Origin of the sequence: Luteococcus struthionis (genome assembly GCF_048595755.1) — a bacterium.
Lineage (GTDB): Bacteria > Actinomycetota > Actinomycetes > Propionibacteriales > Propionibacteriaceae > Luteococcus.
The window spans coordinates 565,929-581,032 of the sequence record NZ_CP184360.1 but is presented as its reverse complement, the minus strand read 5'-3'; the positions used below and the strand labels follow the sequence as shown (position 1 = coordinate 581,032).

Below are 15,104 nucleotides of genomic sequence, written 5' to 3'. Positions count from 1 at the left end.
GGCCGCATCTTGTCTTGTGAGACCAGGAGCACGCGCGTCGCTGAGGGCCACCTGTCAGCGGCTTGGTGATCGTGGGGCGTCTTCGGCACCGTTGCCCCATGCCCACGCCCCTGCTTGAAGCCTCCACCGACATGAGTTGGCTCCAGACGATCGTCTTGTCGATCGTCCAGGGCCTGACCGAATTCCTGCCCGTCTCGTCCTCGGGACACCTGCGCATCGTCTCCACCCTGTTCTGGGGCGAGGATGCAGGCGCCTCCTTCACCGCCGTGATCCAGCTCGGCACCGAGCTTGCGGTGCTGGTCTACTTCGCCAAGGACATCTGGCAGATCGCCACGGGGTGGTTGCGCGGAATCCTCGACAAGGCTTTGCGTGACACCGTGGAGTACCGCATGGGCTGGATGGTCATCGTCGGCACCCTCCCGGTGAGCGTGATCGGCTTCCTGGGCAAGGACTACATCCGCGACGCCCTGCGCAACCTCTGGTACACCGCGGCGGTGCTGATCCTGTTCTCCTTCGTCTTCATCGCCGCGGAGAAGTTCGGCAACAAGCGGCGCGAGGCCCACGAGCTGACGATGCGCGACGCCGTCATCATGGGCCTGGCACAGAGCCTGGCGCTCATCCCGGGTGTCTCCCGATCGGGCGCCACCATCTCGTCGGGTCTGTTCCTGGGCCAGAAGCGCGAGACCGCGACCCGCTTCTCCTTCCTCTTGGCGATTCCCGCGGTGCTGGCCTCGGGGCTGTTCTCGCTGCCCGACGCCTTCGCCCCGGCCGCCGGACAGTCGGCCACCGGTGCCCAGCTCTTCGTGGGTTCCGCCATCGCCTTCGCGCTGGGTTATGCCTCGATCGCCTGGTTGCTGAAGTTCGTCTCGGGCCATTCCTTCGCCTGGTTCGCCGCGTGGCGCATCCCGCTGGGTCTGGTCGTCATGGTGTTGCTGGCCACCGGCAACATCGCCGCCTGAGCCAGACCGTCGGCACAACGGGCCGCCCGGGGATCCGGGCGGCCCGTCGCATGTCCAGGAGTTGCCGTCAGGCGAAGGACGATGAGGCCCCGTCCAGGCGGGCCACCTGCTCGTCGGAGAGCTGCACCCGGTCCAGAGCCATCAAGGCCTCCAACTGGCGCGGCGTGCGGGCCGAGGCGATCGGGGCGGTCACTGTCTTGGCAAGCAGCCAGGCCAGCGCCACCGTCGTCGGCTCACAACCATGTTCCTCGGCAACCTCCACCAGCGCGTCGACCACCCCCAACCCCTGCTCGTTGAGGTAGTTGGCGGCGCTGGCGCCGCGCGTCGCACCGGTGAGGTCTTCGGTGGTGCGGTATTTGCCGGTCAGGAAACCCGAAGCCAGGGAGTAGTAGGAGCACACGGCCAGGCCGTGCTCCCGGGCCAGCGGCAGGTATTCCTGCTCGAAGCGACGCCGTTCCACCAGGTTGTAGTGCGGCTGCAAGGCGACGGGACGTGCCAGCCCCTCGGATTCGGCATGGTCAAGCCAGGCCCGGATGCGCTCGGCGGAGAAGTTCGAGACGCCGACCGCCCCGACCCGCCCCGATCGGACCAACTCGTCGAAGGCGCCCGCGATCTCCTCGATCGGACGGCCCTCCTCGTCGAAGTGGGCGTAGTAGAGGTCGATGTGGTCGGTGCGCAGCCGCCCCAGGGAATCATCGGCGGCACCCAGGATGTTCTGGCGTGCCAGCCCCTTGCGCTGCGGATGGGTGCTCACCTTGGTGGCCAGCACCAGGTGCTCGCGCCGTCCGCGGGCTGCCAGCCACTCGCCCAGGATGGTCTCCGACTCACCGCCGTGGTTGCCCGGCACCCAGTGGGAGTAGCCATCGGCCGTGTCGATGAAGTTGCCGCCGGCCGCGACGAAGGCGTCCAGCACTTCGAAGGACTGTTCGCGGTCGGCAGTCCAGCCAAAGACATTGCCGCCCAGATTCAGCGGGTGCAGTTCCATCTCGATTCCGGTGATCCGTGCCATGACACCACTGTTGGCCGCACGGCTCGTCGGGTCAAGAGCGCTGGCGAGAACCCGGCGACGAACCCCGCGGCACGTCCTTGGCGCTCCTCATAGGATCGAGGCATGACCCAGATTGCGAGCACCACCTGCGCTGCGGACGGAACCATCACCACCTTCACCTTGACCGGTGAGACGCTCACCCCGCTGGCCACCAGTCCGGTGGGCAAGGGAGTGTCTGCCATGGCCGTGGACGAGTCCGCGCGCCGTGCCTATGTCTCGCTGAAGGAACCCACCGGTGTGGCCACCGTGCAGCTGGACGCCCAGGCCGGCATCTGGCAGCAGACCCACCACCACCGCTTGCCCACCCATCCCAGCTACCTGCGGATCAGTGAGGACGGCCGTTTCCTACTGGGCGCTGACTACGGCGGCAACCTGGGCCTGGTCTGGCCGCTGGACGACGGGAAGCTGGGTGAACCCACCGCCCGGATCAGCCACCAGCGCCTGCACTGTGTGGTGCAGCGTGACCAGTTCGTCTACTTCATCTCGCTGGGGGACGACCTGGTGGCCGGCTACCGGCTCACCGACGAGGGCGGCTTGGAGGTCGTCGACGAGGCGACCGTCGCCTGCCCGCCCGGCAGTGGGCCGCGCCACGCCGTGATCAGCGAGGACGGCCGCACCCTCTACGTGGTGACGGAGTTCTCCGGCGAGGTCTTGCGTTTTGCCCGCGAGACCGCCACCGGAGCCCTGCGGCACGAGCAGACCGTCGTCGCCCACGACACCAGTGCGGGGCTGCAGCACAGCGTCATCGATGAGGACCCGCTGGCCAACCACTATGTCTGGGGGGCCGACCTGCACCTTGCCGGCCCAGAGGGGCGCTGGTTGGTGGTCAGTGAGCGCACCGAGTCGACGTTGGCCGTGCTGCCCGTGGCCGACGACGGCACGCTGGCCGAGCCGGTGCACCTGCAGCGGGTCAACACGCAGCCACGCGGCTTCGTGGTCACCCCCGACGCCAACCACGTCCTGTGCCCCGGGGAGAAGTCGGACCAGCTGGGGCTGTTCCGGATCGAGGACGACGGCCGACTGGTGGAGGTGGCGCAGGTGCCCAACGGGGCAGGTGCCAACTGGGTGCGCGTGGTGGAGGGCTGACATGGCAGCCCTGCGGCCCTTGGTCGCCACGGCGGCCCTGGGGCTCACGCTGACGCTGGGAGCCGGCCCGGCCCTGGCATGCAGTTGCGCCGAACAGACCACGGAGCAGGCGGCCGAGGGAGCCGAGCTGGTGGTGCAGGGCACGGTGGTCTCGGTGGAACGGCCCGCCGATGTCACCGGGGTGGTCAGCTACCAGCTGGACGTCTCGCGCGTTCTGAAGGGCACGGGCCAGCGCCACATGGAGGTGGAATCGGCCGCCAGTGGCGCCTCCTGCGGGATCGAGGGGATCGAGCAGGGCGACGAGGTGGTCGTCTTTGCCGACCAGCAGGCCGGCAACTGGGTCACCGGGCTGTGCGACGGCACCGCCAAGGTCTCACCGGAGTTGGTCAAGGAGGTGGAGGCCACCCTGGGGCAGGGGGAGGCGCCAACCGATGACGCCCGCCCCGGCAGTGCCAACCTCTTCCTCTCGGCCGCGGTCGGCGCGGTGGTGGCTGCGCTGGTGGCCGCGGTCGTGCTGCTGCGGCAACGGCGACGGGGCTGAGGCGTCACCGGCGGGTCGCGGTCAGGACTCCTGGGCCGACGCTGAGGACTCGGCGTCGCGCGGTGCAAAGGCGTCGGTGTCCAGGGTGGCGCTCAGCTGGGCATCCTTGGCGCGGCGTGAGGCCAGGCGCTGGGGAACCCGGTCGCGGTTGTAGGAGACGGTGGAGTAGCCGTGGGGCTTGGGTTCACCGTTCTCGTCGAGCGAGACCATGACGATCTTGTCGATCTTGATGATCACCTCGCCGGTGAACACATTGCGCACCACGGCCTTCAGCGTGAGGCTGGTGCGGCCCCAGTGCACGACGGCCAGGCCCATCTCGATGATGTCGCCCTGGCGGGCGGAGGAGACGAAGTTGATCTCGCTCATGTACTTGGTGACGGTGCGCTCGTTGCCCAGCTGGATGATCGCGTAGATCGCGGCTTCCTCATCGATCCAGCGCAGCAGGCTGCCACCGAACAGGCTGTGGTTGGCGTTGAGGTCTTCGGGCTTGACCCATTTGCGGGAGTGGAAGTTCATCGACGGCACACTGCACATGCTAGCCCCACCCAGCTCTGGCAAGGGATTCTATGGCCCGGCGGGCGGAACGCCACCGATTCTTGCGCGCCGGCAGCCGTGGCGTGGAAGGCCGCAGGCAGTGTGCTGGCAGGACGGAACAAGGGGTGACGGCCGGGGATGCCCCCTGTGGAGGGCCTGAGGCCCGCCCGCGCGAAGGGGTTGAGGGCTGGACGTAGTGGGAGCTGGACGTGGTTCTTGATAACGTCCCCGCGTCACTCAGGTGACGCTCGACCACTTCACGAAGGACGGCCCATGGCCCAGACCGACACCCCCGCGGGCACCGCCGCGGCGGACGACAACCAGCTGCGACGCGGGCTACGAGCGCGCCATCTGAACATGATCGCGATCGGCGGTGCGATCGGCACCGGCCTGTTCGTCGCTTCGGGCGAGACGATCAGCACGGCTGGCCCGGGTGGTGCCCTGCTGGCCTACGCCGCGATCGGTTTCATGGTCTACCTGCTGATGCAGTCGCTGGGCGAGATGAGCACCTGGCTGCCGGTGGCGGGCTCCTTCGAGACCTACGGCACCCGCTTCGTGAGCCCCTCGTTCGGCTTCGCGACGGGATGGAACTACTGGTACAACTGGGCGATCACCGTCGCCGCGGAACTGGTGGCGGCATCGCTGGTGATGAAGTACTGGCTGCCCGACGTCCCTGCCTGGATCTGGTCGGCCATCTTCCTGACCATCCTCTTCCTGCTGAATGCGGCCAGCGTCGGCACCTTCGGCGAGAGCGAGTTCTGGTTCGCCTCCATCAAGGTGGTCACCGTCATCGTCTTCCTGATCGCCGGCCTGGCAATGATCCTGGGCATCATGGGCGGCCAGAGCCCCGGCTTCAGCAACTGGACCGTCGACGAGGCGCCCTTCGTCGGCGGTTGGCAAGGGGTACTGGCCATTTTCATGATCGCCGGTTTCTCCTTCCAGGGAACCGAGATGATCGGCGTGGCGGCAGGCGAGGCCAGCGATCCCGAGAAGTCGATCCCGCGCGCCATCAAGGCGGTCTTCTACCGCATCATGCTGTTCTACATCGGCGCCATCGCCGTGGTCGGCTTCCTGATCACCTACACCGACAAGCGGCTGCTGGGTGCCGACATCGACAACATCTCCGTGAGCCCCTTCACGTTGATCTTCGAGCGGGCCGGCGTGGCCGGCGCTGCGTCGCTGATGAATGCGGTGATCCTCACCTCCATCCTGTCGGCGGGCAACTCGGGCATGTACGTGTCCACCCGCATGCTCTACGGCATGGGCCGCTCCGGCAAGGCGCCGCGCATCTTCGGCCGTACCACCCGTCGCGGCGTGCCGCTCTATGCTCTGCTGGCCACCACCCTGATCGGCGGCTTCTGCTTCATCGCCAGCCTGATCGGCGACGGTGGCGCCTACCTGTGGCTGGTCAACGCCTCGGGTCTGGCCGGCTTCATCACCTGGATGGGAGTGGCCTGGTGCCACTACCGCTTCCGCAAGGCCTTCGTCGCGCAGGGGCACTCCCTCGACGAGCTGCCCTTCCGGGCTCGGTGGTTCCCGCTCGGACCGCTGGTGGCGCTGGCGATGTGCGCCATCGTGGTGGCTGGCCAGAACTACCAGGCCTTCGTCGGTGACGTCGACGTACAGGGACTGTTCGCCTCCTATCTGGGACTGCCGCTCTTCGTGGCGCTGTGGGCCGGGCACAAGCTGGTGACCAAGGCTCCCAGTGTGAGCCTGGCCAGCGCGGACCTCTCGCGCACCGATGAGCCCGACGATCAGGCCTATGACCTGATCCCCTGACCTCCTGCTCCTTGATCCGGGGCTTGCGTCCCAATCGCCCGTCCGGCCACACCAGAACACCCGGTGTGGCCGGAACCGTGTGGTCGGACCGTGTGGTGGGGGCTGTGGGAAGGGAACTGTCAGCGGCTTGTGACACGATCGACGACGTGGTTTTTCTGGGGAGCTCGGCATGAGTGGGCGAGCGAGGGGAGAGGTGATCGCGGCCCTGCTGGTGGTGGCATTGTTCTGCGCCGTCGTGGGGCCGGTGTGGTGGCAGCGCTGGCGTGACGGGGACCTTGCTGGCCGCCCCGCACCGTCGCCCAGTGCGACCACGGCCAGCCCCAGCGGGTCGTCGGCCCCGCCCAGCGCAACGCGACGCCAGGGCACCGTGGTCCGCATCAGCGACGGTGACACCCTCAGCGTGAAGTTGTCCGGCCGCAGCACCACCGTGCGCATCCTCAACATCGACACCCCGGAGACCAAGAAGGCCGGCACCCCGGTGGAGTGCCTGGGCCCGCAGGCCAGCGCGGCGCTGGCCGAACTGCTGCCCGTCGGCTCGAGCGTCGAGTTGGAACACGACGGGCGGCGCACCGACCGTTATGGCCGCACCCTGGCCGTCGTCTACCGCGACGGCCGGATGATCGGTGCCGAGATGGCACGCCGGGGTCTGACCGCGGGGGTCGTCGTCAACGGGGCCGACACCTTTCTGGGGCCGGTCGCCGCCGCCCAGCACGAGGCGATGCAGGCCCAGCGCGGTCTCTACGACCCGAATATCGGATGCACCCTTGCAGGGCAGGTGGAGCAGCGGGTCAGGGACCTGGCCGTGGAGCCTGCCAGCACTGCGCAGCAGGAGGCAGCCCGGGCGCAGCGGCTGAAGTCAGCGATCGGCAGCGCCCAACAGCTGCGGGCCACGCTCGCCCTGCCAGACAGCCAGCACAAGAGCACCCTGCGATACCGCTACCCGGCCGGTTGGCGCTACGGGCAGGTGAAGCGCCTGGACACGGCACTGGCCACCGCCCGACAGGCGGTGGCCAGCAAGTAGCCCCTCGACAGGCTCGGGGGCCGTGGTCGACAAGCTCGGGGATCGTGGTTCCGGTGGCCGAGCCTGTCGAGGTCACTTTCCGGGCTCGGGGGTCGTGGTTCCGGTGGCGGAGCCTGTCGAGGTCACGTCCCGCGACCTCGGGGAATGCTCACTCGGGGTCGATGCCGAACATCCCGGTCAGGCTCGCCGAATCCAGCTGGTTGGCCAGGATCGTGAAGCGCACCTGGGCGCTGGTGGCGGCGTCGGGCACCGGAAGGGTCTCGAAGGGCAGCGCGTGCACCGTGTGGATGTAGCGGTGCGCGGGGCCGGGCGGCGGGCAGGGGCCGCCGTACCCCTCATAGCCGTAGTCGGTGACCCACTGGCGCACGCCGTCGGGCAGCTCGCCACCTTCGGCCAACTCGGTCACGTCGGCGGGGATGTCCACCAGGACCCAGTGCCACCACCCGGAGCCGGTGGGGGCATCGGGATCGTAGACGGTGATCGCGTAGCTCTGGGTGCCCTCCGGGGCACCGCTCCAGGCGAGCTGGGGCGTGGTGTTCTCGCCTCCGGCGCCCTGCTCGGCGTAGACCAGGGGGATCTCCTGGCCGTCGGAGAATGAGGTGCTGGTGAGTTCCATGTTGCACTCCTTTGGGGGTGTTTGCTCATGGTGCGCACCGCCCAGCGGCGGCGCTCGTTGCTCCCAGACTAGACGCGCCGTCGTCGCCGGCCCACCCCCAAGGGGCGGGGGTGGTCAGTCGACGCGGCTGAATCCCAGCACGTGCAGCACCAGCTCGCCGGCCTCGTCGCAGTCATCCAGGTTGATCGAGGCCTGCAGCTGCCAGTCGTGGTTCTTGTCGGGGTCGTCGATGATCTGCGCCACCCGCCAGGTGCGCGGTTCACCACCGCCGCCGAACTTCTCGATCCTGAGCATCCGCGGGCCACGGGCATCCGCGTCGAGCCCCATGTCGTCGTGCTCGTCCCAGTAGTTGCCCAGAGCCTCGTCCCACGCGTCGGCATCCATCACCCGGTTCGGGTCGCGGGAGTCCAGCTCGGCCAGTTCGTCCACCTTGTCGTCGGCCATCAGTTCGACGTGGCGCCACAGGGCATTGCGCACCAGCACCGTGAAGGCCCGTTCGTTGCCGGTCACCGGGTGGCGCTTCTCCGTCGGATGGGTGAGGGCCTTGAGCCGGTCCTCGGGATCCGCCTCGGGGTCGGTCAGGGCCTCCCACTCGTCCAGCAGCGACGAGTCGGTGAGCCGGATCAGCTCGCCCAGCCACTCCACGAGGTCGGTGAGCTCCTCGGTGACGAAACGTTCCGGAACGCTCTGGCGCAGCGCGCGGTAGGCATCCGAGAGGTAGCGCAGCAACAACCCCTCGCTGCGTTGCACCTTGTAGAAGGCGACATATTCGCCGAAGGTCATGGCGCGTTCGTACATGTCGCGCACGATGCTCTTGGGGCTGAGCGCATTCTCGGCGATCCACGGATGGCTCGGACGGTAGGTCTCGTAGGCCTGGTCGAGCAGCTCGGCCAAGGGCTTGGGCCATTCGACCTCTTCCAGCGCCTCCATCCGCTCGTCGTAGTCGTAGCCGTCGGCCTTCATCTCGGCGACGGCCTCACCGCGGGCCTTGTACTGCTGCTGGATGAGGATGAACATCGGGTCCTCGAGGGTGGCCTCGATGATGCTCACCAGGTCCAGCGCGTAGTCGGGATCCTCCGGGTCGAGCAGTTCGAAGGCGGCCATCGCGAAGGCGCTCAACGGCTGGTTGAGCGCAAAGTTGTCCTGCAGGTCGACGGCCAACTCGTAGCGTCGGCCCGACGGATCGGGCGGATCCAGGCGGGTGACCACCCCGGCCTGCAAGAGTGAACGCCCCAGGGCCACGGCCCGACGCTTCAGCTTGCGGCGGGTCGCCTCGTCGGGCACCGATTCCTCGATCAGGTTCACCACGGCCTGCGCGGTGTCCTCGTCGCGCTCCAGCAGGTTGAGCAGCATCGCATTGGTGATCCTCATTCTGGCGTGCAGCGTCTCGGGAACCGAGTTGACCAGCTTCTGGAAGCTCTCCTCGGTGTAGTTGACGAAGCCCTCCGGTGGCTTCTTGCGCTGCACCTTGCGTCGCTTCTTGGGATCGTCGCCGGCCTTGGCCAGCGCCTTCTCGTTCTCGACGACGTGCTCGGGTGCCTGCGCCACCACATAGCCGATGGTGTCGTAACCGGCCCGGCCCGCCCGGCCGGCGATCTGGTGGAATTCGCGGCTGCGGAGAATGCGCATCCGTCGGCCGTCGAACTTGCTCAGCGCGGTGAACAGCACGGTGCGGATCGGGACGTTGATGCCCACGCCCAGGGTGTCGGTGCCGCAGATCACCTTCAACAGGCCCTGTTGGGCCAAGGTCTCCACCAGTCGACGGTAGCGGGGCAGCATGCCCGCGTGGTGCACACCGATGCCCGCCTTGACCAGCTTGGACAGCGTCTGGCCGAAGCCACCGGCAAAGCGGAAGTGGCCGATCGCCGCCACGATCTGGTGGCGTTCCTCGGTGGTGACCAGCTTGGCGCTGAGCAGGGCCTGCGCTCGCTCCAGGGCCGCCGCCTGGGTGGAATGGACGATGTAGACCGGGGCCTGACCAGTGGCGACGATCTCCTCGACGGTCTCGTGGATCGAGGTCATGGCCCAGCGGTAGGTCAAGGGCACGGGACGCTGTGCGTCGTCGATGACGGCGGTCTCGCGGCCCGAGCGCCGGGTGAGGTCCTTGCGCAGCTGGCTGACGTCACCCAGTGTGGCGCTCATCAGGATCTGCTGGGCCTGCGGGAGTTCGGTGACACCCACCTGCCACGCCCAGCCGCGATCGGGATCGGCGACGAAGTGGTATTCGTCCATCACCACCTGGCTGACGTCGGCCTCGCGCCCTTCCCGCAGGCCGATGTTGGCCAGGATCTCGGCGGTGCAGCAGATGATCGGGGCATCGGCATTGACCGACGCGTCGCCGGTGACCATGCCCACATTGGTGGCGCCGAAGACCTCACACAGGGCGAAGAACTTCTCGCTCACCAGGGCCTTGATGGGGGCGGTGTAGAAGCTGACGCCATTGGTCGCCAGGGTGGCGAAGTGCGCGGCGATGGCGATCAGGCTCTTGCCCGAGCCGGTGGGGGTCATCACGATCGCGTTGTTGCCGCTGAGGATCTCGAGGATCGCCTCGTCCTGGTGCGGGTACAGCGTGATGCCATTGCTCGCCGCCCATTCGGTGAAGGCTTCGTAGATGGCGTCGGGCCCGGGATTGGGGCCCAGGGCGGGGATCTGGTCGATGAGGCGCATGGTGCCCCCATCCTCCCATGGCCCCTGGGTCCGCAGCTCACGGTTCGTGCCCTCGCAAGCCACGGCCCCTGAGTGCCCTGACCACGGCCCCTGAGTGCCCTGACCACGGCCCCTGAGTGCCCTGACCACGGCCCCTGAGTCCCCTGACCACGGCCCCTGAGCTTGTCGAAGGGTCCTCTGTCGCCGTCCCGGGTAACCTTCGGCCCATGGGCCAGACCAGCTTCGCCGTCGCCTTCCTCGGCGGCCTTGCCGCACTGTTCAGTCCGTGCGCCGCGATGCTGCTGCCCAGCTTCTTCGCCTTCGCCTTCACCCGTACGGGCACGATGGTGGGCCGCCTGCTGCTCTTCCTGCTGGGCCTGCTGGCGACGATGGTTCCACTGGGCGTGGCGGCCGGATCGCTGGGGCAGGCCTTGCTGGCCGACACCTCGACGATGCTGCGGGTGGGGGCAGTGGTGCTGGTGGTGCTCGGGCTGGTGACCGCCAGTGGCTGGAGCCTGCCGATGCCGGGGCTGCCCGCACGTATGAGCGCCAACCCGGCCGCGCCGCTGGCGATCGTGGCACTGGGTGCCAGCTATGGCCTGGCCAGCGGCTGCACCGGGCCGATCCTGGGCTCGGTGCTGACCCTGGCAGCCATGGGCGGCAGTCCGGTGCTGGCCGGCGCCCTGATGGCGGTCTACGCCCTGGGCATGGCGCTGCCCCTGATGCTGATCAGCCTGCTGTGGCAGCGATTCCGGCTGGGGGAGAGGCAGTGGTTGAGGCCGCGACCCGTGGCGGTGGGGCCGCTGCGCACCACCGTGAGCCAATTGGCCAGCGGTCTGGTCTTCACCGCGCTGGGCCTGTTCCTGCTGGTCACCGGAGGGCAGGCTGGCGGACTGCTGGATGCCACCAGCCAGTTCCATCTGGAGAATCGGCTGGCCGACTGGGGTCGACGGATGGGGAACCTGCCACTGGCGGTGCTGGTGATCGCCCTGGTGGGCGTCCTGGCCTGGGCGTGGCTCGCCGAGCGCGACCGCGCTCGGGTGCGGCAAGATGACAGCCATGAGCTCTGAGTGCGTACCGCTGCCCGAGTTGATGCTGGAAGGCCAGCTGGTGGCCACCCTGCCCGACCGGGCCATGCCGTCGCTGGTGGCCGCCGTCGAGGTGATGGTCCAGGAGGGAATCCGGGCCTTCAGCCTGCCCGTGGCCAAGGCCGACGAGGTGACGCGACTGGTTGGCATCTTCGGGCCACGCGCGGTCTTCGGAGTACACGACGTCGGCAACGCCGAGCAGTTCGCGCAGGTCGTCGAGGCCGGCGCCCAGTTCATCTCATTGAGCGGCCCCGACGAGGAGCTGGTGCAGCGCTCTCGCGATGCCGGGCTGCCGACGCTGGTCGCGGCGCTGACCCCCACGGAGGTGCGCCAGGCGTGGTCGCTCGGGATCTCGTCGGTGGTCGTGGTTCCCGCAGAGGTGATGGGTTCGGGCTACCCCGAGGCCTTGGTGCAGCTGGCGCCCGAGGCAACGATCACCGCCCGCGGCGGGCTGGGAGCCTACTCCGCCCGTCGCTGGGATGAGGCGGGCGCCGTGGCGGTCTGGCTCGACGAGGCCCTGCTGGGTGACGCCTTCACGGGGGGTTCACTGGCGAGTCTGCGCGAGCGCTGCCAGACCTTCCGGGCCGCCGTCGACGACTGAGCGACCTCCGACTACTTCTTGCCGCCGTTCTGCTCGATCACCTGGGAGAAGACCTCGGCCGGCTGCGCGCCCGACAGGGGTGTGGTGTTGACCACGAAGAAGGGCGTCCCGCTCAGACCGAGGCTTCGGGCCTCCTCGATGTCCTTGTCGATGGCCGCGCGGGTGGTGGCGCTGGTGCTGTCCTTGGTGAACTTCGCCATGTCCGGCACTCCGGCCTGCTTGGCGAAACGCTCCAGGTCTGCCTGCTTGATGGTGGGGTGGCCACTGGTGGGCGCCACCTTGTGCAGCGCGGTGGAGAATTCCCAGAACTTGCCCTGGTTGCCCGCCGCGCGTGCCGCCATCGCGGCATTCATCGACTCCTCGCCGAAGAGCACCAGGTCGCGGTGCTCGATGCGCAGGCTGCCCGAATCGATGTAGGGCTGCAGCTCGGGCAGGGTCTCGCGGGTCCATACCGAGCAGAAGGGACAGCGGAAGTCGGACCACTCGATCATCACGACGGGTGCGTCCACCTTGCCCATCGCGGTGGGGTCCTTGGGGTCTCGGCGGGGCAGCTTCTTCATCGCGGCGATCGCCGCCGGGTTCTGCGACGGCTGCGCTTGCGTCTGGCTGGGTTGCTGGGCCTGCCCGGAGCCCTGGGAGGAGTCTGCGGGAGCCGGCGTCGCGCTGCTGGCCTGGTTGCGCAACTGCTTCAGTTCGGAGTTCTGTGCCAGCAGGACGCCGCCCAGCAGCAGGCTGAGGGCGCTCAACATCGCGACCAGCACCCAGGGCAGCCGGTTGGAGGGGGTGGCGACGGGTTCGTCGGCGCCGTGCTTCCAGCCCTGCCCGGGGCTCAGCGGTCGGCTCCCGGGCTGCTGCGGCGAGGGCTGCTGCGGCGACGGGGGCTGGTTCTGGTGCGACGAGCTGGACATGTGGCAACCCTACAAGCGCTGTCTCGGCAACCAGCGGAGCCGGACGTTCAGTCGGTGAAGCGGTCAGGTGCTGCCCTGGCGTGCGGCCACGGCCGGTTGTTCACCCTGCATATCGCCCATCGGGTGGCAACGCGGCGCGCGTCGAGGTGGGACACTTGTGCAGATTGCAGTACTCGGCGAGCGCGCCGGGTGGTGATCGCACGAGGCCGGGGGGCCGAGCGACAACTGGAGGTTTCGGGGGAATGACCAGGATGAGTCTGGCCGAGAGGCGCCAGAAGCTGCTGGAGGCCGCGCTCGCGGTGATTGGGCGCTCGGGCGTGGCAGCCGCCACCACGCGTGCGATCGCGGCCGAGGCGGGGATGCCGTTGGCGAGCTTCCACTACGCCTTCGAGTCCCACCAGCACCTGATGGTCGAGGCCATGGCCTCGCTGGGGGAGGCCGAACTGGCCTACTGCGAGCAGGTGCAGTACTCGGGCACGGGAGTCCATGAGGTGGTCGCCAACGCCCTGGCTGCCTACCTGGACGACCTCGAGGACCGCGCGGAGCAGCACCTGAGCCGCATGGAGCTCAGTGACTACGCGCTGCGCACCGAGGGGCAGGAGTCGGTGCCGGCCCGGTGGAGGGCGGCGCGCCTGGAGCAGCTGACGCGCAAGTTGACCGACTTCGACCAGACCACCGGCGCCCTGCAGGGGGCGGATCCGGCTGCGGTGGCAACGGTGGTCCAGGGCTTGGGGGATGCCGTGCTGGCGGCCTACCTCCTGACGCGGGATCGGGCCGCCGCCCAGGCGGTCATCGACGCCTGGTCCGTTGTGCAGCAAGGAACCTGAGACAACTTTGAGTTTTTCTCAGAAAGCGTTTACGCTTGTGGCTCAACCACAGCTCACTGCTTCACCATCAGATCACTGCTAAGGACCTTCTGTGCACACTCCCCGTCACGACCATGGCGACTCCGCCGACCTCAATGCGGAGCAGGCCAGCATCTTGCAGGCCGACGAACTGGAGACCGCCGTCGAGCCGCTCCACGACGGGGCGGGTTTTGAGAAGGAACCGCGCAATCGCAAGCGTTTCGTTGCCCCGCTGGCCCTGGTTGCCGGCTTGGGCGTCGCGGTGGGTGGCGCACTGGCGCTGCCCTCCTCCGACAGCCACGACGTGGCCGAGGCCTCCACGCCGGCCGTCTCCGGTCACCGTGAGCACTCCGTGAGCCGTTCCAGCCAGCGTCCCAGCGTCACGCCCACCCCGGCCGCCGCCTCGCTGACCAGCACGCCCAGCGCCAAGCCGAGCAAGACTGCAAAGGCGACGCCCAAGGCCACGCCGACCAAGCAGGCGACCCCGACCAAGAAGGTCACCCCGACCAAGAAGGCAACCCCGAGCTGGACCCCGGCTCCCACGAAGAAGGCCACCCCCAGCTGGACGCCGACCCCGACGAAGAAGGCGACGCCCAGCCGCACCGCCACCCCCACCAAGAAGGCCACCCCCAGCCGCACCGCGACCCCCAGCAAGCGGGCCACCGTGCGTCCGCTCGGGGAGGTCACCGGCAGCCGTTACGCCACCACTGCGGTCAACGTCCGCTCGCTGCCCACCACCCAGGCCCGCAAGCTGGGTCTGTTGGAGGAGGGCCAGAAGGTCAGCGTCACCAGCGTGCGCGAGGACGGCTGGCGTCAGGTGAAGTTCAACGGTGAGGCTGGCTGGGTGCGCTCGGCCTACCTGGTGCTCCAGGCTCCCAAGACCCTCACCACCGCCAGCGAGACCACGCCGGCCGCTCGCCCCAGCTCGACGGCCACCCGGCCCAGCCGCACCGTCTCGAGCAAGCCGACTGCGCAGTCCAAGCAGACCGTCCAGCCTAAGACCAGCACGACGCGCACCGCCAGCGGCACCGCCTGCAAGTCGAGCGCCGTCGAGAGTGGCCTGACGTCCAATGCCATCGCCGTGCACCGTGCCGTGTGCGCCAACTTCCCGTCGATCACCAACTTCGGTGGCGCTCGCGGTAGCGCCGATGCCCATGGCAGCGGCCGTGCACTCGACATCATGGTCTCCGGCGACCTGGGCTGGCAGGTGGCCCGTTGGGCCCGGGCCAATGCCTCCAGCCTGGGCATCACCGAGGTGATCTACTCCCAGCAGATCTGGACCACCCAGCGTTCCAGCGAGGGATGGCGCTCGATGAGTGATCGTGGTTCGGCCACCGCCAACCACTACGACCACGTGCACGTGACCGTGCGCTGACCAGCCTGAACGACACTGCCGTGGGGCAGCCCCAGCCCGGGGCTGCCCCACGGTCGT

At 68.6% G+C, this 15,104-nt stretch carries 14 protein-coding genes; 9 read left to right on the top strand and 5 right to left on the bottom strand.

Going from position 1 to position 15,104, the window contains the following annotated elements; translation table 11 throughout:
• Nucleotides 1-98: 98 nt before the first annotated feature.
• A complete protein-coding gene (locus tag ACOAMO_RS02760; RefSeq protein ID WP_420176073.1) occupies nt 99-959 on the top strand; it encodes an undecaprenyl-diphosphate phosphatase in 861 nt (286 codons plus the stop codon).
• Nucleotides 960-1,026: 67 nt separating this feature from the next.
• Here the strand turns inward: ACOAMO_RS02760 and ACOAMO_RS02755 are convergent, their stop codons facing one another.
• Entirely contained in the window at nt 1,027-1,968 is a 942-nt protein-coding gene (locus ACOAMO_RS02755; RefSeq protein WP_420176072.1) for an aldo/keto reductase, read from the bottom strand.
• A 102-nt stretch (nt 1,969-2,070) separates the two neighbouring features.
• Here ACOAMO_RS02755 and ACOAMO_RS02750 point away from each other — a divergent pair, with 102 nt between their 5' ends.
• Nucleotides 2,071-3,093, top strand: coding sequence for a lactonase family protein (locus ACOAMO_RS02750; protein WP_420176071.1), 1,023 nt, complete (start codon nt 2,071-2,073; stop codon nt 3,091-3,093).
• Nucleotide 3,094: 1 nt separating this feature from the next.
• Nucleotides 3,095-3,634: a hypothetical protein gene (locus tag ACOAMO_RS02745; protein WP_420176070.1), complete on the top strand. Its 540-nt coding sequence runs from the start codon at nt 3,095-3,097 to the stop codon at nt 3,632-3,634.
• 21 nt (nt 3,635-3,655) lie between these two features.
• Here ACOAMO_RS02745 and ACOAMO_RS02740 read toward each other — a convergent pair whose 3' ends face one another.
• Nucleotides 3,656-4,150: an acyl-CoA thioesterase gene (locus ACOAMO_RS02740; RefSeq protein ID WP_420176069.1), complete on the bottom strand. Its 495-nt coding sequence runs from the start codon at nt 4,148-4,150 to the stop codon at nt 3,656-3,658.
• A gap of 291 nt (nt 4,151-4,441) precedes the next feature.
• On the opposite strand from ACOAMO_RS02740, the gene ACOAMO_RS02735 reads away from it, so the two are divergent.
• Nucleotides 4,442-5,947 (top strand): amino acid permease, encoded by a 1,506-nt coding sequence (locus tag ACOAMO_RS02735; RefSeq protein ID WP_420176068.1) that lies wholly within the window; start codon nt 4,442-4,444, stop codon nt 5,945-5,947.
• Nucleotides 5,948-6,116: 169 nt separating this feature from the next.
• Nucleotides 6,117-6,968 carry a thermonuclease family protein gene (locus ACOAMO_RS02730; protein WP_420176067.1) on the top strand — a complete coding sequence of 284 codons (852 nt, stop codon included), beginning with the start codon at nt 6,117-6,119 and terminating at the stop codon, nt 6,966-6,968.
• 148 nt (nt 6,969-7,116) lie between these two features.
• On the opposite strand, the gene ACOAMO_RS02725 is transcribed toward ACOAMO_RS02730, so the two are convergent.
• Both ACOAMO_RS02725 and ACOAMO_RS02720 read right to left on the bottom strand, forming a co-directional pair.
• Nucleotides 7,117-7,584 (bottom strand): YbhB/YbcL family Raf kinase inhibitor-like protein, encoded by a 468-nt coding sequence (locus ACOAMO_RS02725; RefSeq protein ID WP_420176066.1) that lies wholly within the window; start codon nt 7,582-7,584, stop codon nt 7,117-7,119.
• Nucleotides 7,585-7,698: 114 nt separating this feature from the next.
• Nucleotides 7,699-10,251, bottom strand: coding sequence for a DEAD/DEAH box helicase (locus ACOAMO_RS02720; RefSeq protein WP_420176065.1), 2,553 nt, complete (start codon nt 10,249-10,251; stop codon nt 7,699-7,701).
• Nucleotides 10,252-10,457: 206 nt separating this feature from the next.
• Between ACOAMO_RS02720 and ACOAMO_RS02715 the strand changes: the two genes are divergently transcribed.
• Together ACOAMO_RS02715 and ACOAMO_RS02710 are read left to right on the top strand one after the other, a co-directional pair.
• Complete coding sequence (locus ACOAMO_RS02715) at nt 10,458-11,300, top strand: cytochrome c biogenesis CcdA family protein (RefSeq protein ID WP_420176064.1); 843 nt, start codon at nt 10,458-10,460, stop codon at nt 11,298-11,300.
• Complete coding sequence (locus ACOAMO_RS02710) at nt 11,290-11,919, top strand: bifunctional 4-hydroxy-2-oxoglutarate aldolase/2-dehydro-3-deoxy-phosphogluconate aldolase (protein WP_420176063.1); 630 nt, start codon at nt 11,290-11,292, stop codon at nt 11,917-11,919. The genes ACOAMO_RS02715 and ACOAMO_RS02710 overlap by 11 nt, the downstream gene beginning before the upstream one ends.
• Before the next feature lie 11 nt (nt 11,920-11,930).
• On the opposite strand, the gene ACOAMO_RS02705 is transcribed toward ACOAMO_RS02710, so the two are convergent.
• On the bottom strand, nt 11,931-12,827 hold the full coding sequence (locus tag ACOAMO_RS02705) for a DsbA family protein (RefSeq protein WP_420176062.1): 897 nt from the start codon (nt 12,825-12,827) through the stop codon (nt 11,931-11,933).
• Nucleotides 12,828-13,069: 242 nt separating this feature from the next.
• On the opposite strand from ACOAMO_RS02705, the gene ACOAMO_RS02700 reads away from it, so the two are divergent.
• The gene (locus ACOAMO_RS02700) at nt 13,070-13,654 is read left to right on the top strand and encodes a TetR/AcrR family transcriptional regulator (RefSeq protein WP_420176061.1); all 585 of its coding nucleotides are present in this window, start codon (nt 13,070-13,072) and stop codon (nt 13,652-13,654) included.
• A gap of 91 nt (nt 13,655-13,745) precedes the next feature.
• On the top strand, nt 13,746-15,047 hold the full coding sequence (locus ACOAMO_RS02695) for an SH3 domain-containing protein (protein ID WP_420176060.1): 1,302 nt from the start codon (nt 13,746-13,748) through the stop codon (nt 15,045-15,047).
• Nucleotides 15,048-15,104: the final 57 nt, after the last annotated feature.

Bases quoted from the DNA above. Each gene is read 5' to 3' on its own strand.
- ACOAMO_RS02760 (WP_420176073.1), top strand. From the start codon at position 99: ATGCCCACGCCCCTGCTTGAAGCCTCCACCGACATGAGTTGGCTCCAG.
- ACOAMO_RS02755 (WP_420176072.1), bottom strand. From the start codon at position 1,968: ATGGCACGGATCACCGGAATCGAGATGGAACTGCACCCGCTGAATCTG.
- ACOAMO_RS02750 (WP_420176071.1), top strand. From the start codon at position 2,071: ATGACCCAGATTGCGAGCACCACCTGCGCTGCGGACGGAACCATCACC.
- ACOAMO_RS02745 (WP_420176070.1), top strand. From the start codon at position 3,095: ATGGCAGCCCTGCGGCCCTTGGTCGCCACGGCGGCCCTGGGGCTCACG.
- ACOAMO_RS02740 (WP_420176069.1), bottom strand. From the start codon at position 4,150: ATGAACTTCCACTCCCGCAAATGGGTCAAGCCCGAAGACCTCAACGCC.
- ACOAMO_RS02735 (WP_420176068.1), top strand. From the start codon at position 4,442: ATGGCCCAGACCGACACCCCCGCGGGCACCGCCGCGGCGGACGACAAC.
- ACOAMO_RS02730 (WP_420176067.1), top strand. From the start codon at position 6,117: ATGAGTGGGCGAGCGAGGGGAGAGGTGATCGCGGCCCTGCTGGTGGTG.
- ACOAMO_RS02725 (WP_420176066.1), bottom strand. From the start codon at position 7,584: ATGGAACTCACCAGCACCTCATTCTCCGACGGCCAGGAGATCCCCCTG.
- ACOAMO_RS02720 (WP_420176065.1), bottom strand. From the start codon at position 10,251: ATGCGCCTCATCGACCAGATCCCCGCCCTGGGCCCCAATCCCGGGCCC.
- ACOAMO_RS02715 (WP_420176064.1), top strand. From the start codon at position 10,458: ATGGGCCAGACCAGCTTCGCCGTCGCCTTCCTCGGCGGCCTTGCCGCA.
- ACOAMO_RS02710 (WP_420176063.1), top strand. From the start codon at position 11,290: ATGAGCTCTGAGTGCGTACCGCTGCCCGAGTTGATGCTGGAAGGCCAG.
- ACOAMO_RS02705 (WP_420176062.1), bottom strand. From the start codon at position 12,827: ATGTCCAGCTCGTCGCACCAGAACCAGCCCCCGTCGCCGCAGCAGCCC.
- ACOAMO_RS02700 (WP_420176061.1), top strand. From the start codon at position 13,070: ATGACCAGGATGAGTCTGGCCGAGAGGCGCCAGAAGCTGCTGGAGGCC.